This is a genomic window from Algoriphagus hitonicola (assembly GCF_900113375.1).
Classification (GTDB): domain Bacteria; phylum Bacteroidota; class Bacteroidia; order Cytophagales; family Cyclobacteriaceae; genus Algoriphagus; species Algoriphagus hitonicola.
In genome coordinates, this window is sequence record NZ_FOPC01000011.1 from 80,026 (window position 1) to 101,276 (window position 21,251).

At 42.1% G+C, this 21,251-nt stretch carries 20 protein-coding genes; 5 read left to right on the plus strand and 15 right to left on the minus strand.

All coding sequences use genetic code 11. The annotated features are described in order from the left end of the window. Positions 1-30 precede the first annotated feature (30 nt). Together BM043_RS14745 and BM043_RS14750 are read right to left on the minus strand one after the other, a co-directional pair. On the minus strand, positions 31-1,485 hold the full coding sequence (locus BM043_RS14745) for a peroxiredoxin family protein (protein ID WP_092792985.1): 1,455 nt from the start codon (positions 1,483-1,485) through the stop codon (positions 31-33). 155 nt (positions 1,486-1,640) lie between these two features. Continuing rightward, on the minus strand, positions 1,641-2,768 hold the full coding sequence (locus tag BM043_RS14750; protein ID WP_092792987.1) for a fibrobacter succinogenes major paralogous domain-containing protein: 1,128 nt from the start codon (positions 2,766-2,768) through the stop codon (positions 1,641-1,643). A 382-nt stretch (positions 2,769-3,150) separates the two neighbouring features. Between BM043_RS14750 and BM043_RS14755 the strand changes: the two genes are divergently transcribed. Next, on the plus strand, positions 3,151-3,501 hold the full coding sequence (locus BM043_RS14755; RefSeq protein ID WP_092792989.1) for a hypothetical protein: 351 nt from the start codon (positions 3,151-3,153) through the stop codon (positions 3,499-3,501). 746 nt (positions 3,502-4,247) lie between these two features. On the opposite strand, the gene BM043_RS14765 is transcribed toward BM043_RS14755, so the two are convergent. The 6 genes from BM043_RS14765 to BM043_RS14790 form a co-directional block, all read right to left on the minus strand. Further along, complete coding sequence (locus BM043_RS14765) at positions 4,248-5,615, minus strand: hypothetical protein (RefSeq protein ID WP_218144154.1); 1,368 nt, start codon at positions 5,613-5,615, stop codon at positions 4,248-4,250. 785 nt (positions 5,616-6,400) lie between these two features. After that, a complete protein-coding gene (locus BM043_RS14770; RefSeq protein ID WP_092792994.1) occupies positions 6,401-7,744 on the minus strand; it encodes a hypothetical protein in 1,344 nt (447 codons plus the stop codon). A 94-nt stretch (positions 7,745-7,838) separates the two neighbouring features. Continuing rightward, complete coding sequence (locus tag BM043_RS14775; protein WP_092792996.1) at positions 7,839-8,909, minus strand: dipeptidase; 1,071 nt, start codon at positions 8,907-8,909, stop codon at positions 7,839-7,841. Between the two features lie 3 nt (positions 8,910-8,912). Then, a complete protein-coding gene (locus tag BM043_RS14780; protein WP_092792998.1) occupies positions 8,913-9,623 on the minus strand; it encodes an SAM-dependent methyltransferase in 711 nt (236 codons plus the stop codon). A gap of 17 nt (positions 9,624-9,640) precedes the next feature. Further along, entirely contained in the window at positions 9,641-10,399 is a 759-nt protein-coding gene (locus tag BM043_RS14785; RefSeq protein ID WP_092793000.1) for an alpha/beta fold hydrolase, read from the minus strand. Between the two features lie 26 nt (positions 10,400-10,425). Beyond that, complete coding sequence (locus BM043_RS14790) at positions 10,426-11,148, minus strand: pyridoxine 5'-phosphate synthase (RefSeq protein WP_092793001.1); 723 nt, start codon at positions 11,146-11,148, stop codon at positions 10,426-10,428. A gap of 62 nt (positions 11,149-11,210) precedes the next feature. On the opposite strand from BM043_RS14790, the gene BM043_RS14795 reads away from it, so the two are divergent. The 4 genes from BM043_RS14795 (at position 11,211) to BM043_RS14810 (ending at position 14,138) form a co-directional block, all read left to right on the plus strand. Beyond that, on the plus strand, positions 11,211-11,663 hold the full coding sequence (locus BM043_RS14795; protein WP_092793003.1) for a GatB/YqeY domain-containing protein: 453 nt from the start codon (positions 11,211-11,213) through the stop codon (positions 11,661-11,663). A gap of 1 nt (position 11,664) precedes the next feature. Beyond that, positions 11,665-12,222, plus strand: a complete 558-nt coding sequence (locus BM043_RS14800; RefSeq protein WP_177188488.1) for a CvpA family protein — start codon at positions 11,665-11,667, stop codon at positions 12,220-12,222. Beyond that, complete coding sequence (locus tag BM043_RS14805; protein WP_092793007.1) at positions 12,203-12,805, plus strand: anthranilate synthase component II; 603 nt, start codon at positions 12,203-12,205, stop codon at positions 12,803-12,805. Before BM043_RS14800 ends, BM043_RS14805 begins: the two co-directional genes overlap by 20 nt. A gap of 121 nt (positions 12,806-12,926) precedes the next feature. Continuing rightward, complete coding sequence (locus tag BM043_RS14810; RefSeq protein ID WP_092793009.1) at positions 12,927-14,138, plus strand: ATP-binding protein; 1,212 nt, start codon at positions 12,927-12,929, stop codon at positions 14,136-14,138. Here BM043_RS14810 and BM043_RS14815 read toward each other — a convergent pair whose 3' ends face one another. The 7 genes from BM043_RS14815 to BM043_RS14845 all read right to left on the minus strand — a co-directional run bounded on the left by BM043_RS14815 (position 14,139) and on the right by BM043_RS14845 (position 21,223). Next, the gene (locus tag BM043_RS14815; RefSeq protein ID WP_092793011.1) at positions 14,139-14,792 is read right to left on the minus strand and encodes an outer membrane lipoprotein periplasmic chaperone LolA1; all 654 of its coding nucleotides are present in this window, start codon (positions 14,790-14,792) and stop codon (positions 14,139-14,141) included. It lies immediately after the preceding gene. Between the two features lie 33 nt (positions 14,793-14,825). Next, on the minus strand, positions 14,826-17,318 hold the full coding sequence (locus BM043_RS14820; protein ID WP_092793013.1) for an FtsK/SpoIIIE family DNA translocase: 2,493 nt from the start codon (positions 17,316-17,318) through the stop codon (positions 14,826-14,828). A gap of 56 nt (positions 17,319-17,374) precedes the next feature. Further along, positions 17,375-18,415 carry a quinone-dependent dihydroorotate dehydrogenase gene (locus BM043_RS14825; RefSeq protein ID WP_092793173.1) on the minus strand — a complete coding sequence of 347 codons (1,041 nt, stop codon included), beginning with the start codon at positions 18,413-18,415 and terminating at the stop codon, positions 17,375-17,377. A gap of 69 nt (positions 18,416-18,484) precedes the next feature. Continuing rightward, entirely contained in the window at positions 18,485-19,006 is a 522-nt protein-coding gene (locus BM043_RS14830; RefSeq protein WP_218144155.1) for a hypothetical protein, read from the minus strand. Positions 19,007-19,133: 127 nt separating this feature from the next. Then, the gene (locus BM043_RS14835) at positions 19,134-19,694 is read right to left on the minus strand and encodes a TlpA family protein disulfide reductase (protein WP_177188489.1); all 561 of its coding nucleotides are present in this window, start codon (positions 19,692-19,694) and stop codon (positions 19,134-19,136) included. 22 nt (positions 19,695-19,716) lie between these two features. Further along, the gene (locus tag BM043_RS14840; RefSeq protein ID WP_394332996.1) at positions 19,717-20,460 is read right to left on the minus strand and encodes a M15 family metallopeptidase; all 744 of its coding nucleotides are present in this window, start codon (positions 20,458-20,460) and stop codon (positions 19,717-19,719) included. Between the two features lie 4 nt (positions 20,461-20,464). Beyond that, a complete protein-coding gene (locus tag BM043_RS14845) occupies positions 20,465-21,223 on the minus strand; it encodes an SDR family NAD(P)-dependent oxidoreductase (RefSeq protein ID WP_092793018.1) in 759 nt (252 codons plus the stop codon). Between the last annotated feature and the right edge of the window lie 28 nt (positions 21,224-21,251).

The window sequence follows — 21,251 nt, forward strand, 5'->3', positions numbered from 1 at the left end:
CCTCGAATAGCGGTTCGTTGGTTCTTTTTTTTAATTTTTCCCCTGCACTAAATACCAATCTACCCAGCCGTCCATTTGTTTAAGAGAACTAGGTCGAAGAAGTATTTCTCTTTTGTCGTTTAGTAAAAACATCGTTGGGGTACCAAAAACATAATAATCCTTTACAGCTGTGCTGTTCCATTTTTGATAATCACAAAATGAGATAAAAGGGAATGTTTTCGCAAAAATATCAAACTGCGTTTGATCTTCATCGAGGGAAACAAGTACTACTTCTACATCATTAGCCTTCCATTTTGGATATTGTTTTGCTATTTCGGGGAGCTCTTCAGTACACTGAGGGCACCAGCTGGCACCAAAAACTACAACAGTATATTTACTTTTAAGGTCAGAGAGTTTATTAGGGGAATTGTTTGGTTCATAACCCGGAGCGTAATAATCGCCTTCGAAAATGATGTCAGGAGCTGTATTTCCTTTTTTCATTGCTCGATAGCTTTCTAGTTTCTTCGCAAGGTCACTATCTATGGTAGAGCTTGTTTCGTTTAATACTTTGAGAGCTAAATACTCGGATGCTTGAAACAAGCTATGACGCTCTAATAGATCGAACAGATAATTGGTAATTTCATTGAGTTTTTGCTCGTCATTTACCAAGTTAACCATCATTGCATCAATTGAGTGTTGCATTTCGATAAATGAAGAATCTAATGAGTGACCACTATTTTCCAGTAGCCAAAAATGGCTCTCGATGGCTTCTTTGAACAATCCACTTTTGTACAAACGTTGATCCGTATAATCCAATGCTCTGAAGGCAGCAATGGTGGTAGGAATTTCTTCTGGACGGTATTGCGCTACCGTTGATACAGAACTCACCAATTTACGTGTGGGCAAAAACCAACTTACGTAAGTGCCTTTAGGAAGCTTTGCTAAAAATGCAGCATCCTCTGATTTGATACGTTGCTTTTCAGCTTGTATGTTCTTGACAGGTTGTTCTTGAACTGCAAACAAAGAATCCAAGGTGTAAATTTTCTCCAGATAAATCCAGGCACTTAAAGCCTGTTCTCTTCTGGGGTGTTCTTGTGCATACTGCTCAAACCATTGGTTTTCTTTTCCTTTGGTAATTTTGATTGTTTCTGTGTGGCTTAATACTTCTCCAACAATTTCAATATCTTCTCCATTAAGAATAACAAACAAGGGTTTTTCATCTGTTGACATTAGATAACCCACACCATAATCGGCATTGGAATAAGTTAATTTGAAATTGCCTTTATCATCGATGGTTACGTTTGAAATAGGGTAGGTTTTTAGTCCGTTGAATCCTTCGAGACGGATGGATTGGCTAGCGAGTTGGGAAAGGTTACCTGTAACTACTGCATCACCGATAAATTGCGGCCCACCTTCATCTAATTTTACCTTTACATCGTCTGCACATCCCATAAAAAACAAAGAAGCTAATACGAATACCAAGCTATATAAATATTTCTTTTTCATAAATTTATAATTGTCCTTTGATGGTCATGACTTGCCTCGAATATCGAGGTAGCCTGTTCCGATTCTCGTGAGAATCTCGTAAACAAACTATGCCACCCTAAAGGGATGGCATAGTAAAGTGTCAAATCAATCAAACTGCTTCGCTAATCAAAGTATCAATCCTTAAGGCAGCGCACGGATTGACCGTTTACGCGGAACCTTCCGGTCATCGAGGCAGATTCCGGGCCGAATATCAGTGCGCGAGCGCTGGTGGACGACACCGTGCTGGTCCAATATAAGCCTGTCAAACCGACATTTAAGAGCCCGCCGGTGCCGCTGCGGAATCCTGCTGCGGGCAACTTAAGTGGTGAGGCAAAGGCACCTTCACTTGTGTTGGCACTCCAAGTTGTTCGTTCACTATCTAGTTCTGCATCAGTAGGTAAGCGGTATCCGCTCGGGCATGGGTTGTTTATTCCATTTACTCCCTGCCATAAGTCGTTATTTTGTGGACTACGCCAATCAAATGGTAATGTGCTGGAGGTTATAAAGTCACCATGACCGGGATTGTCGCTGCTGCTCAATGTAGCAGTTGTACCTGAGGTTCTTAATTGATGCCCATCTGTGCCACGTCCCCACTGGTATAAATCGCCATAAGAAGCCAAATCCTTGCTGCTTGTTGCTACCTGAGAAGCACCGAGGTTGCGATCCATCCAAGTTTTTCCCGTTGATGGGTTGATTACATCCTCATCTAGGCAAACAGGGATTAAGGAATAGCTTTCGCTAAATGCGATTGGCGTACCTAATTCCTCTTGAACAACGCTAAAGGCAACCTGATCGCATCCGGCCCAGCCCCCAGCAAGTGGCACTGTATGGCTGACTGTGCTGCCTGAGCTCACCTCGGTATATTCCATTTCATCACCTTCAATGTCAATAATAATAATGGCATTTGCATCTGTTGGACCTGAAGTGATGGCATAGGTTACTTCTACTACAAAATCAGTTTCTGTGTTGTAAGCGGAGTAGCTTACCGATTTTGTGTTTATGCCCGAGCTTGCTGTAGCCATGTCAGAAACAGGATAGAAAGTTGAACTTCCCGGTTCAATACAATCATTCTCGCAGGATGCAGTTGATGCAATCCTCATGTTTGCGGTTTGGATATCTGTGCTTTCCAGAATTTTTTCGGTTTGAAAATCTACCTTCGATAAATCGTCTGTTAATGTATCCAAGCTACATGAACACATAACACCTGCAATTACGAATAGCACCGTGCAGGCTTTGAGTTTACTCCATTGAAAATTTTTCATTTTTAAAATTTAGATTTTCCCTACTCTGTTGAAAAAGGCTTTTCGGGTTTCGCCCAAAAAAATAATGGTTTTTTTTGCTGGGTTTTAATTTTGAACGCCAATATCTATCTACTGTAATTGTGGAGTTTAATTCTCAATTATCAGTATTTGATTTTCTAAGCATCGCTTTTCTCTAAAAAGCACCTGTTGGTTTGTATTCATTTAAAAGTCAGGTTAATAGAGTTCAATATTTCCAAACGATTCCGAAAAAATTTACCCGATTTGGGAAATCAGTTGATCAGATTAGGGATTGAAGTAAGCAAGCATGTCTTTTCTTTTTAATTTTTTTTAACTATTTTGAGAAACAATGTAACAGGACTTATTTCAATTAAAACTAATTTTTATGGCAAGTGATCTTAATGAAGTACATCTCAAGTCTTATTCTGGATGGGAAAAAATAAATATTGTCCACAGATACTTCGACAGTACAAGTGGGGGAACCATTACCCCTTTATTCATAAAAAATGGCGATTTTTATGAAACCAAATGGGATAATTCTTCCCGTTCCTATGACACTAAAGTAGAAATTGAACTAGAATGGGCAGGTGGGAAAAAGGTTTTAGAAATTGTGGATCATACAGAGGCAGTGTACATGGGTACTTGGTTTCCTGCTTTTAGCGATATTAAATATAATCTCATTGAAAGAGTTTTAATAATTACTACAACTATTGGAAAGCCTGCAGAAAATCCATAATAATTATAATTATTCTCAACTTTGAAGTTCAATTTTAAAAAGTCCAGTTTCCCAAGCAGGGTAGCTAAATTAGGGAGACTATGAAATTTAAGAAAATTAGAAATCGTATTTTTCCGATTTGTTGGATCGATCAAAACCTCTTCACGATTTTTACTAAGTAGGTGGTACCTCAGAGGATGATGAAAAAACTCAGGAATAGTAAATCACGAAAAAATCGGTTGAAACCAATCGGTTATAAACTCACTTTTTCCCTTCATGAAACCTCTTCATGATGTCAAATGACCCAGAAAATCCATGTTTTTCTCTAAGATAGATCTTAGTGGTTCTAAAATTGGAGTGACCCAGTACCTGTCTATTATCTTCTTCCGAGTTACCCATGTATTCCATATGGTTCGCCAGTGTATGTCTGGATACCTGACCCGTCCATGCAGGTATTCTTCTGATTGTTACGTCGGGTTCGCGCTCGATGAATATTATGCTCCTGTACCTGAGTGAAGTCTTTTTCCATTTTTGGCACAATGCGCCTGCACCTGTCGACAAGCGTCGAGCCGTTTGCAACAATTTAAAATTAATATAGATGACCTATCCCAAACAGAAGTATTGGTGGCTTCATAGTCCTTTACTATAATAAAAACATTGAGTTGCTAAAAGCACTGCTTTGCAAACGGATTCGAAATGAATATTTTCCAATTATAATTCGTGTAGTACTTCAATTTATTTAATTCTATGATCCTAAAAATGATATATTAATCATTCCCAACAAAATTGGCTCGCCCAAAAAATCGTTGATTAACGAAGTTATTAAGATTGGAACCAAACCGGTAATTAAACCCAAATCTGGTATCGATGGTATATGCTGAGGGTAGGGTTACTCTCCCGCTCAAAATATCCTGTTCGGAGAAATCTCCTGATGCCAGGTAAATCTGATCCTTTACGTAATTACCCTCAGCCCTTACATAAAAAGAAAAATTCCCGGTTACGCGGACTTCTGCACTGACACTCAAACCTGTGGTCCAAAAGCTAAAATCATCTAGATAATTTCTCAGACGGTATCCAACTTGTAGGTTGCCCCATTGTTGATTTAGTCCTAGACTCGCTCTCAGACTTTGGAGAGCCCTGGTTTCTTGAGCTGCACCGTAAATGGTTTCCTCGACATATCTATTGTTTCTGACTTCAATCCCATAGTTCACTCTTAGAAACCTGGAATTTTGCTCTGATTCCGGAAAAAAATTGAACTCTAAAGCTGGTCTGAAGCCGACCTGAAACTTGTAATTAAAGCGAGTGTTCTGACGACCATCAAAATCATATCCATAAGACCAGTTGGGTGAAATGGACTTTACCAACTGATGACCAAATCCAAATTCTGAAACATCAAAATTGTTCTCAATTTCATCGATGATAGGGTTGCCGTTTTCATCAAGAACCGGAGCGCCATTCTCATCAACTCTTGGTTCCTTTTGAATCGTTGTTCTTAACCTTTCATTTATTCTCCCGGATATGGAGATTTTCCATTCATCCGTGATGCGGTTAATATTGATGTCTCCACCAAAATTGATTTGCCTGCTCAATTCCTCTATTTCAAAGTTCGCATCACTACCAACATTGAAAACCCAGTAATTCCAAGAATCAACGCTTTCCTGTCCAGTATCTTCCAGATTGCTAAATTCGGTCTTCATATTGATATCAACTCCCTCTCCTGCTTTGGTCTTCGCAACAAACGGAGCTAAACCTAATTTGATATACCGAGTAAGTTTTTCACGCACCTCAAAGTCGGTATCCGTCTGTTTGTTGTTTACATAGAGGGTATCTGCTCTTCCTGCATAAATATTTTGTTGACCTATAAAAATCAGTTGATATTGTCGTCCCCCGCCACCAGATCTGTTATTGTTAATGAGCAAAAAGATATCAGCCATTTCATTATCCCTGTAGAAGTCAACCGCCGTAATTTCCGTTCTGATAAAATCCATATCGCAGCCACCATCTCTTCTTTCACAGCCGTCGATAAACACCCGGAGTTTATTGGGAGGACTGGAATTATCAATTAATGCTTGACTAATTGCAGGAGGATTAAAGGAAAAGAATGTAAGAATCAATAAAAGTGGTATTATTTTCATTCGATTAGGGGTAATTCAAGTGAATCGTATTCTTAAGATCGAGGTTGAATACAAATTATCCTCGAATAATACCATTATCTATTGATAATAAGTGGACATTTTACACGAAACAGCAAAGAAAATGATTCTCGGTCCTTCGCCTACAATAAATACAGGAAATAACGGCTTCAATTTTGGCTTGTGAAAAGAAGTGGAAATTAAATGGCCCTTATTATTCCAAGAGGATTCTTTTTAAGAATAATAAAAATGCTAAAATTACATTTGAAGTAAATAGAAGTCTTTCTATGAATGAAGAGACTGGTAAAAGTCAAAATCCTTTCAAATAATCAAAAAGTTAGCGAATGGATTTTTGAAACTTTTGGAAGGGTCGAAAATTGAATAGACAATTAAGGGATAAATGATTGAAGGCAATTAGGAAGACAAGATTATAGAATTCTCGCGTACCTACTATTCACAATGAGTCATTTTTGATTTTTCTAATCTCCTTAAGATCTGTACCAAGTAGGTGGTACCTGAGAGGATGAAGAAAATTAACAAAACAATTTTCCTTGAGTTAAAAATTGTGCTTGGAGGCCATAAGGGACTTATTTTACTGGAATTAGAAATTATAGATAATTGAATTACAATTATTTGAAAAAATTCCTGATGATACGCGTTTCCTAAACGTTAGATCCAAGTTCCTCTCCCGGCTGACACCAGTCGGACGGGGATTCCTAGCGGGGCTACCCAAACAAAAAACCTCGAAGATCCAATCCTCGAGGTTTTTTGTTTTGATAGGCATTGATTTACTGCAATCGTGCCTGAATCTCTTCGACAAGACCCTGATATTTGATCATGATTCGTGACCAATCCCGGAAGAGTTCATCATCCTTCACCGTGATGACTTCCTTAGTCCGGTTAGGATCATTGAGCTCGGCAGCCTGACTGACCAATTTGACGGAATAAGCCAATTCATCGGAATTTCCTCCGGAACTGACAATCACCCGAGTTCGGATCACGGCAGAATTGAAATTCTCCACTTGCCATGAAGTGGTCAGATATCCGGTATTGTAATCCACCGTTTCTAAAATATCAAAATAACGGGTAACAATAGAAGACAAAATTCTCCAAGCTTCTTCGCCGGAATAGGCAGTGTCCACAGGAACGGTTATCCGCACATTGGCAAGGTCGGATGAAACTGAATTGTCATAGGCCTGATCCCGCGCCATTTCGATTGTTTCAGTTACTGGAGGAGTATTTCGATCTGCCTGATTGCAGTAATCTTTGTAATACTTGACGAATCCATCTTTGGATACGACCACGGAAATACATCGTCCATTCGGAACTTTCAAATCGTATGCCCCGATTCCCACACGTTGTCCAGCGATTTCAATAGCCGCATCATTAGGAACAGTATTTAACTTGACCAATCGCTCATCCAAAACAGCGGATTCACGAATGGGGGGTTCAGGGTCAATTCCCGGCTTGTTGCAAAATACCCGGGTATATTCTACAAAACCTTCCTTATTTACCGTGACCGTGACACAATCTCCATTGGGTACAGAAACATCCTGATTCCCTTTTCCCATGAGTACGCCGTTTAAGCTGACTTCTCCATCAGCAGGCTGAACCTCCAGTCGAACTTGTCGATCTTTCAATTCGAAGAACTCACGAATCGGAGGAGTTTCTCGCTCGGGAGAATTGTAATAGGTTTTGGTGACAGGGGCAAAGCCTGATTTTTTGATTTCTAAAGTCGCCGATCGATCTTTGGGGATATTCATGAAAATGGCTTTGCTGCCGATTTTTCGTCCATCGACAAAAATCTCCGCATCAAAGGGTTCCACGCTGATATCGACCCGACGAGTGTCCAAAGCCACCCGCTGATCTTTGTCCCACTTCAGATCTTTGTTGTATTCTTTGATTACGGGATCGAATCCAGGCTTGGTGATCTTAATCCGATTTCTGGAATTTTTATCCAGCTTGTACTCGATGCTTCCCGTACCCAATTCTTGCTTTTCGGAATTGTCATAGTCATTGAGAAGAATAAATTTGGCATCGGTGTGGTTGGCAGTAATTTGGAGTTTTTGGGCTTGGGCATGGAAAATAAACAGTCCCAGCACCAAGAAGGTGAGTAAATGTCTGTAATTCATATTTTAAGGGTTGGCAATTTCTCTTGCAAGAAATTGAATCTAACCAACTTTTGCAACTCCTAATAAAAATTGATATAACTAAATCGATTCAGATTTATCTCCAAGTATTCTTCAAAAAGTTCAACCAATTCCCAGACATGACATTTTGGACATCTTCTGCCGAATACCCCCTTTGCTGAAGTAAATCCGGGATTTTCTGCAAATCGGCGATCGTCTCCAAATCCCAAGGGCATTGCTCAGAGCCAAAAGCGCCATCCAAATCCGAACCAATTCCAATGTGATTTGCATTGCCCGCAATCTGACAAATGTGATCCAAATGGTCTAAAACGGTAGAAATTGTAACGTTTCGCTCTTTTGGTGTACTTTTTCCCCTAATCCAATCCGGACTGAGCATCCAGGCATCAAAAGCTCCTCCAATCACCGCGCCTCTGTCAATCAGGGCCTTGATCATCTCGTCGGAAAACTGCCGATTGTGGTCCACCAAAGCCCGACAATTGTTATGACTGGCCCAGATAGGCCCCTGAAAAATCTCTAAAGCATCCCAAAAGGCTAAATCGCAAAGGTGCGTTGCATCTAAAATAATCCCCAACTCATCCATTTTGCGAAGGAGTTCTTTTCCTTTCGCATTCAAAGGAGCTGAGGCATCGGTTCCATGAGCATAGCGTCCCGGACCATAATGGGCAGGACCTAATGCACGCAAGCCATACTCGTATGCTTTTTCCAAGTAATCGAGGTTGACAATTGAGTCGGCTCCCTCCAGGGAGAGGATAAAACCTACAGCCTCTTTACTCTTATCTTCTGCTTTATCCCAAAGGGCTAAATGGGTCTGAAGTTCTTCCCAATTGCAGATCTGCCGCATTTCTCCCTTTTCGACCATGGCTTGGTACCAAGCTAACTGCCCTTGAGTTTGGGCCCAAGCTTGCTCGGGGGAATGCCAGCCGGGAAGAGAATTACCCGGGGCGACATAGCGGGCAATTTGAGTGGCGACAACGAGGCCGATATTTCCTTTCCGGAGTTCAGGAAGGGAAACCACTGCATTGCCTCGATCAGGTTTGTCTTTGAGCCCATTTTCCCGAGCATTGATCTCTGCGACGGGTCGGGTAAGGTCCCGATTCCATTCGAGGGCATTCATACTCAGGTCCAAGTGGGCGTCGAGGGTCAGCATGGCTTAGAAACTTTGAAGGATAAAAACGGTGGGAATTTTATGCAGATCGATTGGACTTTTCTTCCAGTCTAGAATGGTTTTCGTTTGGATGAGTTCGTCCGATGCGGTTAGATTTTTTGCTATACAAAGCTTGGTTTGGGAAGAAAGGATTTGGATCAAATCTTCCAGAAGTTGATTGTTACGAAAGGGCGTTTCCATAAAAATCTGAGCCCGTTTTTCCCGCAGGGACTCTGCTTCCAGTTTTTTCAAAGCAGTAGCCCGCTCTTTTTTATCAATGGGCAAATAGCCGTGAAAGGCAAAAGACTGACCCGAAAAACCCGAGCCCATCAAGGCCAAAAACATGGAACTGGGACCGGAAAGCGGAACTACCTGAATTCCCCGGGTGTGTGCATGGGCTACGGCCAGAGCTCCCGGATCAGCGATTCCCGGACAACCTGCTTCGGATAGGATTCCCACATCGGCACCTTTAAACAGCGGCTGAAGGAGTCTGTTGATGGATTCTGGCGGAGTGTTTTTGTCGAGGATTTCCATATGGACTTCCTCCAAGTTCACTCCCAGCTTAAGGCTGGAGATATAGCGACGGGCGGTTCTGAGATTTTCGACCAGGAAAACTTTTGTATGGGCGATCACCTCCTTGACCTGGGGTGTAATCACCTGTTCGGCGGTATTTTCTGCCAGGACATTGGGGATTAAGAAAAGCTTTCCTTGGGGCATGGGTTAATTAGGGTAAATTAATTCAAAAATCTCCTTACCTGCTGAATTACCACCTCTGGTTTTTCGGCATGCAGCCAATGTCCGGCATCGGAAATAAATTCAATCTCATAATTGGGAAAGTGATTTAAAATATCCGGCAAGTCACTTTGTTGGATATAGTTGGAATTGGCACCAGCCAAAAATAAAGTAGGCCCTTTATATTTTCCATCTTCGGGTAGGGCTTTACCCACCTCTTCGATGTTTTCCGTGATAACCGGAAGGTTGATTTTCCATACAAATCCATTCTCATCTCTTCCCAAGCTTTTGAGTAAAAACTGTCGGATTCCGGGTTCGTGGATATACTTGGAAAGTTGCTCATCGGCTTCTTTCCGGGATTTGATTTCCGCAAGGGCAATGGAATTCAGCCCTTCTAAAATCGTCTGATGATGAACCGAATAATAGCGTGGAGCAATATCGGCTACGATCAGCTTTTCTACCCGATCCGGGTAGCGAATGGCAAAATTCATGGCGGTTTTTCCTCCCATGGAATGGCCCATCAGAAACACATCACTTAATCCCTCTTGATCGAGTAATTCTTTTAAATCCTCAACCATGACTCGATAATTCCATTCTTCTGCATGCGGAGAATCCCCATGGTTTCTTTGATCCACTAGGTAAAGTGTGAAGTCTTTTTCTAGCTCACGAGCGATGGAAAACCAATTGTCTGCCGAACCAAAAAGTCCATGTAGGATAATAAGCGGTTGGCCGGAGCCGGTTTTTCTAAAATTCAGTTTCAAACCTATTAACTTTTAACGTTTAATAATTAACTATTCTCTTCTAGCCTCCTCCTGTACATCTGAATGGTATTTTCCAGACCATAATAAAGCGCATCGCAGACGAGCGCATGGCCAATGGAAACCTCATCCAAAAATGGAATTTTATGCTTCAAAAAAGCCAGATTCTGCAAATCCAAATCGTGTCCAGCATTCAATCCTAGCCCAAGTTCTTTTGCGATTTGGGCCACTTCCACATAGGGAGCTACAGCTTTTTCTCGGTCTATCAGATAGTGAGAAGCATAAGGTTCTGTATAAAGCTCTACGCGGTCCGTACCGGTGAGTTGGGCTGGTTCGAAATATTTTGCCTGCGGATTGATGAAAATAGAAACCCGACAGCCGGATTCTTTAAGTTCGGCCACGATGTCTTTCAGCATACTCTGATGAGTGATGGTGTCCCAGCCAGTATTGGAAGTGATGGCATCTGGCGGATCAGGGACCAGGGTCGCTTGTGCGGGTTTTACCTTTTTCACCAATTCCATGTAGCGCTTGTCCGGATAGCCTTCGATATTGAATTCAGTGGTTACCACCTCAGCCAAATCCAGCACATCCTGATAGCGAATATGCCGCTCATCGGGTCGGGGATGGACAGTGATTCCTTCTGCGCCAAAGCGTTCGGCATCTTGTGCCACGAGAACTACATTGGGGTTATTTGCTCCCCGGGCATTGCGCAGGGTCGCAATCTTATTGATATTTACACTCAGCTTGGTCATATCGCGTTCTAAAAAGGGTATTTTTGCAGTGAAAACAAAGTTACAACATAATCTAACTAGCAATGAGTTTAAAACAAACCATAGAATCTGAAATTAAATCGGCGATGATCGCCAAAGACAAGACTCGTTTGACAGCCTTGCGAGCGGTTAAATCCCTGATTTTGTTAGAAGAAACCAAAGGAGGAGTAAAAGGGGAAATTTCTGCTGATGACGAGATGAAGCTGCTCACCAAAGCTGCAAAACAGCGTAAAGACTCCGCGGATATCTATGAACAGCAAGGAAGATTTGATTTGCACGAAGTGGAAATGGCAGAGTTGAAAGTGATTCAGGAGTTTTTGCCCAAAGCGCTGACAGAAGAAGAACTGACGGAAGCCGTAAAAGAAATCATTGCTAAGACCGGCGCAAGCGGACCCAAAGATATGGGAAAGGTGATGGGAGTGGCCTCCAAAGAATTGGCTGGTAAGGCGGATGGCAAGGCCATTGCGGATAAGGTTAAATCTTTATTGAATAACTAAGTTGGAAACCCAGTCCTTCGTCGATATTATCATCGTTTTGCTGTTGGCCCTAGGAGCCTATGAAGGATACCGTCAAGGATTTCTTCTGGGAATCTTGGGGCTTATTGGCTTTGTGGTTGCTCTTATTTTGGGCTTTTATTTTATGGAGCCTGCCGCCACCTGGCTGGGAGACAATGTAGATAACGTCAATCTCTCTTATCCACTGATGGGGTTTTTATTGATTTTTTTCATCAGTCTGATTTTGATCCGTGTAGTCGGCTGGACTTTGAAAAAACTGATGGATCTGACGATTCTGGGCACTTTTGATTCGATTGCAGGGATAGCTCTGGGGGTGGTGAAAGCCGGATTTTTTCTGAGTTTGTTTTATTGGTTTGTAAAAGAGTTTGACTTGGATTTTCCAAAAAAATGGGAGCGTCAGTCCGAGTTGATTTCCTACATCGAACCGATGGCGCCTTTTGTGATCGATGCGGTAGCGCCGTTTTTTCCTCCGGTTGATTCGACTAAGGGAATCGTGGAGGAATGGGTCGAAAAAGTAAAGGATGCTACTATTAATCGATAATTTTGATTCTTTCAGCCATATTTTGGCGGATTTGATTCGGCAGACTGGAGAAGAATTAAAGTTGCTGAGAAATGATTGCTCTTGGGAGGAAATCCAAGCGCTCGATTTTAAAGGCTTGATCCTTTCTCCGGGACCCGAGACTCCCTCAAAAGCTGGAAATCTGATGAAAATTTTGAAGGAATTTCATCAGCAGGTACCAATACTTGGCGTTTGTCTTGGTCATCAAGCAATTGGAGAATTTTTTGGTGCACGCCTAGTCAAAAATCAAAAGCCCACCCATGGTAAAGTTTATACCGTATATCAATCGAAAAATCATCCTGTTTTAAAGGAAATCCCTGAACATTTTTCTGTGACTCGCTATCATTCCCTGCAGTTGACTGATTTGCCCGATTGTTTGGAGCCGGTTTTGAAAACTCAGTCAGGTGAAATCATGGCTTTGGTCCATCGGAATTTGCCGATTTTGGGGATTCAATACCATCCCGAAGCTTTGCTCACCGAGCATGGATTACAATTGATTCAAAACTGGCTGCATTGGTCAGCTATTTCCAGTATAAAGCCTATATCAACTAAAGAATTTTACTGAAACCGATAAATTAACCGGATAATTTCACTAGTGCAATAGAAAAAATATCCGATAATTTTACTAGTACACTAGGAAAAATATCCGATATTTGATTTCTTGTCCTAAATCTACCTAAGGAATCATGAGAAGAAAGCTATATCAATCTCTAGATAAGCACCTCACAAAGAAGGAATTTACGGTGCTAACTGGTGCAAGACAAACGGGGAAATCCACCCTACTCCATCAATTAAATCAAAAGTGTAAAGAGGAATCGATACCAAGTGTTTTTTTAAACTTAGAAAACAAAGACATTTTGAGGAGTTTGGACGCAAGTCCATTAAATCTTTTATCTTTTTTTGTACCCTCAGATCAACGAACAATTGTATTTATCGATGAAGTCCAATATTTGACTGACCCGTCAAATTTTCTAAAGTTACTATATGATGAATACAGGGATCAAATTAAAATTGTGGCTAGTGGGAGTAGTGCCTTCTATTTGGATGAGAAATTTAAAGATTCTTTAGCGGGTAGGAAAAGAGTATTCCGATTAAACACTTGTGACTTTGAAGATTACCTTTTAATCCAAGGACTTGATGACTTATGGCAGGAAGTATTAAATATTCGTAGTGTTTCAAACTATAGAACCACATTTTTGGATAGGCTTTGGGTAGAATGGGAAAGATTTATGATTTATGGAGGCTACCCAAGAGTCGTAATGGAGCCTGATTTATCCGAAAAGAAAGAGATATTAAAGGAAATCAGAGACTCATTTATCAAAAGGGACATTTTAGAATCTGGGATTAAAAATGAACTTGTTTTTTACCAACTTTTTAAAATTTTGGCCCAACAGTCTGGACAATTATTGAATATAAATGAACTTTCAAATACCCTGAGGACTCGGTCCGAAACTATTCAAAATTACCTTCAGGTATTAACTGTATGTTTTCATATTTCATTAGTTCGACCATTTTTTTCTAATCTTCGAAAAGAATTAGTGAAAATGCCAAAAGTTTATCTTTTAGACAATGGACTACGAAATAGTCTTATAAACAACTTTCAACCGCTAAAGTCTAGATCGGATCGTGGAGAGCTTTGGGAGCAAACGTTTTTTAAGATACTGGCAGATAAGAATGATTTGGATGAAATTAGATTTTGGAGAACTGCGGATGGGAAAGAAATTGATTTTGTCCTCCCTGAGTTAGCATCTCCCACAGCACATGAAGTAAAACTGGATACCAAACAAATAAAAAAGTCCAAATACAAACAGTTTGAGTTAACCTATCCGCAGTTTGAAGTAAAGTATCAAAATTTATTCCCCTGGTCAGAGGACTTTTTTCGATCAATTGTTGCTTGATCACCTCAAATCAATCACCTCAATACCCGGGTATTTTTTGGCATCGAAAGCAAAATAAGTAGCCGGAAGATTGGCATTTTGTTTTAGATTTTTAAAAGTATAGGAAAATATTCCCCCTTGGCCATCGAACATTTCCCAACCGAGTAGATCTTTGCTGCTTTTGTCAATCATTAATTTAACTTGCTCAAAAGGGGCGCTTGTACTCGTTGCATTGAGCTCCACGACTTGCACGTTTTTGCCCTGATAGACCTTATCTTTTAGAAGTTTGTAGTCAAACCCGGATTCGTACATCCTGTAGATATTGGAAGGTGTCAATTCCCCTTCCATCTGACTCACATCATTAATGGTGACTTCTTTGTATCCATCCGCTTGAATGTAAGTCCAGACTGTTTTTCCATCATTGAAGATTTCTTGGTCAGGAAGTTTGAGTCGGTATTGTTCACCTTTAACCGCGATTTCTCCGCTTTGTCGCTCAGAGCCTCCACTGGCATCCTGAAATGTAAAATCAAATTCAGCGGTAAAGCCATTGAGGCTTCTGAATTTTTGGCTCATTTCGTCCAGGACTTTTTTGGCCTCAGGCTGCTTTTGAGCTTCTACCGTATGGGCAAAGAAGAAAAAGTGAAATATGCTGATAAATAGCGCAAATTTTTTCATGAATCTGTAGCCGCTTGATATTCTACTCGGCTGCTACAAGCTATTCAATAACTGTTCCAAACTAGCATCGTCTTGAATCAATACTTCCCGTGCCTTGGAGCCCTCAAATGAACCTACAATCCCGGCTGCTTCGAGCTGATCGATAATCCGGCCTGCTCGGTTATAGCCGAGTTTGAGTTTGCGCTGTATCAATGAGGTGCTGCCCTGCTGATGGAGTACAATGAGACGGGCGGCATCGTCAAAAAGTGGGTCTCTGTCGGACAAGTCCACCTCACCGATGGAGTTGTCACTATCTTCTCCCTCAAATTCCGGTAACAGGTATGCGTCGGAATAACCCTTCTGCTCCCCGATCCAATCACAAATAGCTTCCACTTCGGGGGTGTCAAGAAATGCACATTGCAAGCGGATCATTTCAGAACCTTGGGAAAGTAGCATATCCCCCATTCCGATCAACTGATCAGCACCTCCAGCGTCCAATATAGTGCGAGAGTCGATTTTCGAAGTCACACGGAAGGATAATCTAGCGGGGAAGTTGGCTTTGATAATTCCGGTAATTACATTGACAGATGGGCGCTGCGTGGCGACGACCAGGTGGATTCCAATAGCCCGTGCGAGCTGCGCCAGTCGGGCGATAGGACCTTCGATTTCTTTTCCTGCAGTCATCATCAAGTCGGCCAACTCATCGATCACCAAAACGATGTAAGGCATGAATCGATGGCCGTTTTCTGGATTGAGTTTTCGTGCTACAAACTTGGCATTGTATTCTTTGAGATTACGCGCACCGGCATCTTTGAGTAGGTTGTACCGGTTGTCCATCTCGATACACAGGGAATTTAAGGTATAAATCACCTTTTTGGTATCGGTGATAATGGCTTCTTCGGAGCCTGGAAGTTTCGCCAAAAAATGTCTCTCAATCTTGTTGAACAAAGTCAATTCCACCTTCTTGGGATCGACTAGGACAAATTTCAGTTGGGAAGGATGCTTCTTGTAGATCAGCGAGGCTAGAATCATATTGAGCCCGACAGACTTTCCCTGTCCAGTAGCACCCGCCATCAGTAAGTGAGGCATTTTTGCCAAATCGACCACAAATACCTCATTCGAAATGGTTTTACCCAGGGCTATCGGGAGGTCTTTGTCCGAGCGCATAAATTTCTCAGTACCCAAGACGGCACGGGCAGGAACGAGCTCCCGGTTTTTATTTGGTACCTCGATACCGATGGTGCCTTTCCCGGGAATCGGCGCGATGATACGGATGCCCAAAGCGGCTAAACTCAAGGCAATATCGTCTTCGAGATTTTTGATTTTGGAGATTTTCACTCCCGGTTCAGGAACAATTTCATAGAGCGTCACGGTCGGTCCGATAGTCGCTTTGATTTCCTGAATTCCGATTTTGAAATTTTCCAGTGTCTCGACAATCTTATTTTTATTATCCTCAAGTTCTTGGCGTGTTACCGTGACTTTTTGAAGGTCATATTCATTGAGCAAATCCAAGGTGGGATATTGATATCGAGGCAAATCCAAGGTGGGATCATATGGGTCTAGGTTTTCGACCTCCTCGGCAGTTTTTTCTTCATTTACGGCTTTGGTGACAGAAAATTGCTTTTCTTCAGGTTTTTTGATTTCCGCTTTTTTATCGGATTCATCCAAAAGATTGACCTGATTGATTTCAAAAGGGTCATCTTCTTCAATGGGGTCAGGACTGACTCCAAACGGTTTTTCTTCCCCTCCTTTGATGATCCAATCCGTACCGTCATCCTCAAATTCCTCCTCCTCGTCGAGATTGAAAGGATCCTCATTTTTGGCCGAAGGCTTAATACTCAAATCTTTTTTTTCAGCATCGACTAAATCCAATTCATCTTCCAGTTCATCCTCATTTGACCTGCTGCTAAACCAGTCCAATTTGTCAATGTCAAAGAAGAAAATCACAAAAATCAAAAGTGCCCCACCGATGAGAATAAAGGTCCCCCAACCGAGAAAATCTGAGGATAACTTGGCCAATTCATAACCAAATCCTCCTGAGAGAAAGCTCCAATAGGAATAGCCTTGGACCAAGATGACTACATAACCAGTCAATAATCCCAGCCAAAAAGTAAAGAAAAGGGCAAATATCGAATATCGAGTCAAGGAGATCAGCGAAAACCGAAAGGTCCAGCGAAAACCGAGTAGGAAAAGAAATGGTGGAAAGAGAAATGCAGCTAGTCCAAACCAGCGGTAAATCATCCAATGGCCCGCTTGTGCACCCAAGTAGCCAAGCCAATTTTGGGTTTCACGGGCAGATTCTCGGATAGCTTCTGAATCTGAACTCATGACTACACTTTGATCGGCAGGTCCATTGAGAAAGTAACTGATGAAAGCAATAAATAGGAATATTCCCGCAGACATCAAGGTGATTCCCAATGCCAGAACTAGTTTAGAAGCCTTGAACGATCCAAAAGAAAACTTGAACCCTCCTGAACTGGAAGTTGGCTTTTTGGATTTTTCTCCTTTTTTACGAAAAGTGTTGGTCCTGGGTGAATTAGTGGCCATGAATATCGATCGCGTCCTGGGTTTGAAAACCGAATTTAAGGGTTAAGATGTACAAATTACTTCGAAAAATAAGCGGTTAAGCCTTTTTTGATTTCTTTGATCAATCCAGGTCCCTCATAAATCATGCCTGAGTACACCTGAACCAGGCTGGCTCCAGCCTCCAGTTTTTCGATTGCGTCTTCGGCGGAGAAGATACCACCCACCCCAATAATGGGAAAAGCCCCTCCTGATTTTTGGTGGAGGTATCGAATCACTTCAGTACTTCGGGATTTGAGTACTTTACCGCTGACTCCCCCTGCACCGATTTCCTCGACCTCCTGCATAGAAGTGTTCAATTGGGTCCGATCAATCGTCGTATTGGTGGCAATTACCCCTTCAATTTGCGTTTCTTGGACGATTTCGATGATGTCATCCAATTGCCCATCGTTCAAATCCGGGGCAATTTTCAGCAAAATGGGTTTGGGTTTTTCCTTTTCGTCATTCGCTTTTTTCACTGCCAAAAGCAAAGCTTTGAGCGGTTCCTTTTCCTGCAAATCCCGAAGATTGGGCGTGTTGGGCGAACTGACATTGACCACAAAATAATCCACATAATCGTGCAAAGCCTCCAAACAATACAAGTAATCATCTACTGCATGTTCATTGGGAGTCACCTTGTTTTTTCCAATATTCCCACCGATGATCACATCAGATTTTCTTTTTTTCAGCCGTTCCACTGCTGCCAAAACCCCTCCATTGTTAAATCCCATTCGGTTGATCAGCGCTTGATCTTTGGGCAGTCGAAAAAGCCGGGGAAGGGGATTTCCGCTTTGAGGCTTTGGGGTCAAGGTGCCGATTTCGATAAATCCGAAACCCAATTGCGCCATTTCATCGATGAGTTTGGCGTCCTTGTCAAAGCCCGCCGCAAGTCCCACTGGGTTTTTGAAGGTTAAGCCAAAAACCTCTCGCTCTAGGCTTGGATCTTCGAAGGAATAATTTCGACTTAGAATTGCCTTGGCTCCAGGAAGATTAAAGGAGAATTTGGTCAGGTCAAAAGTCAAATGATGAGCTGCTTCAGGCGGTAGTTGAAAGAATAGGGGCTTGAGTAGTTTTTTATACACGGCAAAAGGAATTTGTAACCAGAACAAATGTACAGAATCCCTTCAAAAATGTTGGTGCTTTTATCAGGTTCAGCAACTACAATCGGTGACTAGGTTTTTGATGCCTTTTCGGGTGGCTATACTGACTGCCCTGATGACAGAACCGAAATTCAAGGTGAGCGATTCTCCATCTCCAATCGGGATAGGCATTCCGTTGATCGTAGCTTCCACAGCGTAGTCAGAGACGATGTCCCCAGCGGCGGTTTCAAAAAGTGCGATTCGGAGCATGCTGCTCACTTGAGTATCTTCCTCCCAATAAGTACCCGCTTCGGGAAAGTCAGGATCGATGGCTTCCCAATTTCCCGACCAGTCGCTTTCTCCCAAACTCAGACCCAGTAGATACGGGATTCCCAGTTCCAAATTGATCTTGGCCCGCTGTACCGGATCATTGACATCTCGGATGCCAGCATTGAGGAGCTCATACTCCATCCGATCATAAAGCTCCACCTGCGTAAAACCCTCCTCTCTGAAAATTTCCAAAATCATTCGCTCCAACTCATTAATCTGTGCAGTGCTGAGCTGACGAAAGCTCGGATCCCATTGCAACGGCATCAGGAGAATTCCGTCTGATTTGCTAACGCAAGTTTGACATTTGATTCTGGGGTAAATTTTGGTCGTAGCGCAGGAAAATTGGAGAAAAATCAGGAAGAGTAAAGGGATAATCTTTTTCAAAAGGGATTTAATTTAAAAGTGAAAGGATTCTTGATTTGAACCAATTAAGGGTTTCTGGTTGAGCTAAGGGTAAAGATATTTTCTCTTCGAGAACGCCATTTTTGATAATGAAGTGTGTGGGAGATAGTGTGATATTTAGTTTTTCTTTGACCCAACTCCTTTCTACACTGGCTGTTGGATAGCCAAAGTCTCCTCTTTTGGAGAAATAGCGTTCAATTTTTTTTGGAGATGACATGGCAAAACTCAAAAAAATCACGTTCTCATTTGTGGATAATTCATCTGTAAGCATTTTAAGAAATGGTTCTTCTTGCTTGCATCCCGTGCAGCCAACGTACCAAATATTTACTACGATAAGTTTTTCTTGGAGATCCTCATAACTTAGTTTTTTACCATCAAACTCGAAAGCTGTAAAGTCAGGAAACCTCGAGCCAATTTCTGGACCTTCTGTAGATTTTTTGACGACTTCAATGTATTCTTTGAGCTCTGATGGATTGGCAAGATTGTACCCTTGGCTGTAGGAAATCGAGAAGGAAATGATCCAAAAGAAAAATAGTAAGCTTATCTTCATGAATGAGTACGAGTAAAAAGAATTATTCAACGATCTTAAATTTTTCCCCAGCTTCTTTTCTATTGTAGGCATTGAAGTGCCACCATTCCGAGCCGATTCCCGTAAAACCGGCTTGATTCATCACTGTTCGGAGTATCTCCCGATTTGCGATTTGAGTTTGGGTGATGACCCCTTCTTCTAGCATTTGATCTTCCCGGTCGGGATAGGCCGCATAGCCAAAGAAATCATAGCCCGTTCCCATATCCAACACCGAATCGGTCTTGGTGTCGAATATAGTCAGATCGACGGCAACTCCAAAATTATGGAGGCTGCCTACCTTCGGATCGGCCACATAGAGGGGTTTGACACTGTCGGGCTTATCCAGATTATCCCAAAGAATCTGCTGAACGGACCTGGGCCTGACGCCATCGTAAACATGAAGGGTAAAGTGGGGATAGTCAGTTTGAAGCAATTCTTGGGCTTTTTTAAGACGCGCTATCGCCTCAGGTTGTAAATAAGCTCGGGTCAGGTCTCCATAGACATCTTCTCCGAAGAAATTATCTGTAGTCGAATATTTTAATTCCACGCGAATACCTAGAATTTCCTTTTCAATATTCTCCAGCCCTTGATCGATCAGTTTTTGCTCAAGTTCAGGAAGTGGAGCCGGGTTTAATTCTGCTATCGGTCGGGCATTTCTGACTTGATTTTCGGAAAATTTCTCTTGCTCACTTTTAGGAGTAGAACAGGAAATGACCAGCAGAGAAAGGATGAAACCAATGTATTTCAAAAGCTTACTTGTTTTTGATGACTAAAGTAGCGGAGGCTTGGGCAGTAGGTAGCACGACAATATCAGCCAAAACCACGTGAGGAGGACGATTGACACAGAATTCTACGATCTCGGCAATATCCTGCGCCAAAAGCGGTTCGTATCCCTCGTAGATTTTTTCGGCCCGGTCTTGATCTCCCTTGAATCGGACCAAAGAGAATTCTGTTTCGACCAAACCCGGATGAATTCCGATCACTTTGATACCGAATGGATTCAGGTCTATTCGCATGCCTTTGGTGATTGCATCCACAGCATGCTTGGAACCACAATACACATTTCCGTTGGGATAAACTTCTTTTCCGGCGATCGAACCGATGTTAATGATGGTGCCTGATTTTCGCTCGCACATCCCCGGAATAACGGCTTTGGATACATAGAGCAGTCCCTTGACGTTGATGTCCATCATGGCGTCCCAATCATCCGTATTCCCGGTTTGAATTGGGTCAAGACCATGTGCATTTCCAGCATTATTGATAAGAATATCGATGTTTTTCCAAGGTTCGGGAAGATTTTCCAATAGATTAAAAACGGCTTCCTTGTCTCTGACATCAAAAGTCAAAGGCAAAACCTCAATGCCCTCGGGCACTTCCTTTTTGAGCTGCTCCAAGCGATCGGTTCTGCGACCCGTTACGATCAGATGATAGGCGTTCTTTGCCAAAATTAAGGCGCAAGCTTTTCCGATTCCGGAAGTGGCTCCGGTGACTAAAGCAATTTTTCGTTCCATGCTTAAATGTAGGATTATTCGCTAAAAA

What these genes read in the sequence shown, in the direction of transcription:
- BM043_RS14755 (WP_092792989.1), top strand. Translation starts at nt 3,151, where the DNA reads ATGGCAAGTGATCTTAATGAAGTACATCTCAAGTCTTATTCTGGATGG.
- BM043_RS14745 (WP_092792985.1), bottom strand. Translation starts at nt 1,485, where the DNA reads ATGAAAAAGAAATATTTATATAGCTTGGTATTCGTATTAGCTTCTTTG.
- BM043_RS14775 (WP_092792996.1), bottom strand. Translation starts at nt 8,909, where the DNA reads ATGCTGACCCTCGACGCCCACTTGGACCTGAGTATGAATGCCCTCGAA.
- BM043_RS14845 (WP_092793018.1), bottom strand. Translation starts at nt 21,223, where the DNA reads ATGGAACGAAAAATTGCTTTAGTCACCGGAGCCACTTCCGGAATCGGA.
- BM043_RS14830 (WP_218144155.1), bottom strand. Translation starts at nt 19,006, where the DNA reads ATGCCGTTGCAATGGGATCCGAGCTTTCGTCAGCTCAGCACTGCACAG.
- BM043_RS14820 (WP_092793013.1), bottom strand. Translation starts at nt 17,318, where the DNA reads ATGGCCACTAATTCACCCAGGACCAACACTTTTCGTAAAAAAGGAGAA.
- BM043_RS14795 (WP_092793003.1), top strand. Translation starts at nt 11,211, where the DNA reads ATGAGTTTAAAACAAACCATAGAATCTGAAATTAAATCGGCGATGATC.
- BM043_RS14790 (WP_092793001.1), bottom strand. Translation starts at nt 11,148, where the DNA reads ATGACCAAGCTGAGTGTAAATATCAATAAGATTGCGACCCTGCGCAAT.
- BM043_RS14810 (WP_092793009.1), top strand. Translation starts at nt 12,927, where the DNA reads ATGAGAAGAAAGCTATATCAATCTCTAGATAAGCACCTCACAAAGAAG.
- BM043_RS14780 (WP_092792998.1), bottom strand. Translation starts at nt 9,623, where the DNA reads ATGCCCCAAGGAAAGCTTTTCTTAATCCCCAATGTCCTGGCAGAAAAT.
- BM043_RS14765 (WP_218144154.1), bottom strand. Translation starts at nt 5,615, where the DNA reads ATGAAAATAATACCACTTTTATTGATTCTTACATTCTTTTCCTTTAAT.
- BM043_RS14750 (WP_092792987.1), bottom strand. Translation starts at nt 2,768, where the DNA reads ATGAAAAATTTTCAATGGAGTAAACTCAAAGCCTGCACGGTGCTATTC.
- BM043_RS14770 (WP_092792994.1), bottom strand. Translation starts at nt 7,744, where the DNA reads ATGAATTACAGACATTTACTCACCTTCTTGGTGCTGGGACTGTTTATT.
- BM043_RS14835 (WP_177188489.1), bottom strand. Translation starts at nt 19,694, where the DNA reads ATGAAGATAAGCTTACTATTTTTCTTTTGGATCATTTCCTTCTCGATT.
- BM043_RS14815 (WP_092793011.1), bottom strand. Translation starts at nt 14,792, where the DNA reads ATGAAAAAATTTGCGCTATTTATCAGCATATTTCACTTTTTCTTCTTT.
- BM043_RS14805 (WP_092793007.1), top strand. Translation starts at nt 12,203, where the DNA reads ATGCTACTATTAATCGATAATTTTGATTCTTTCAGCCATATTTTGGCG.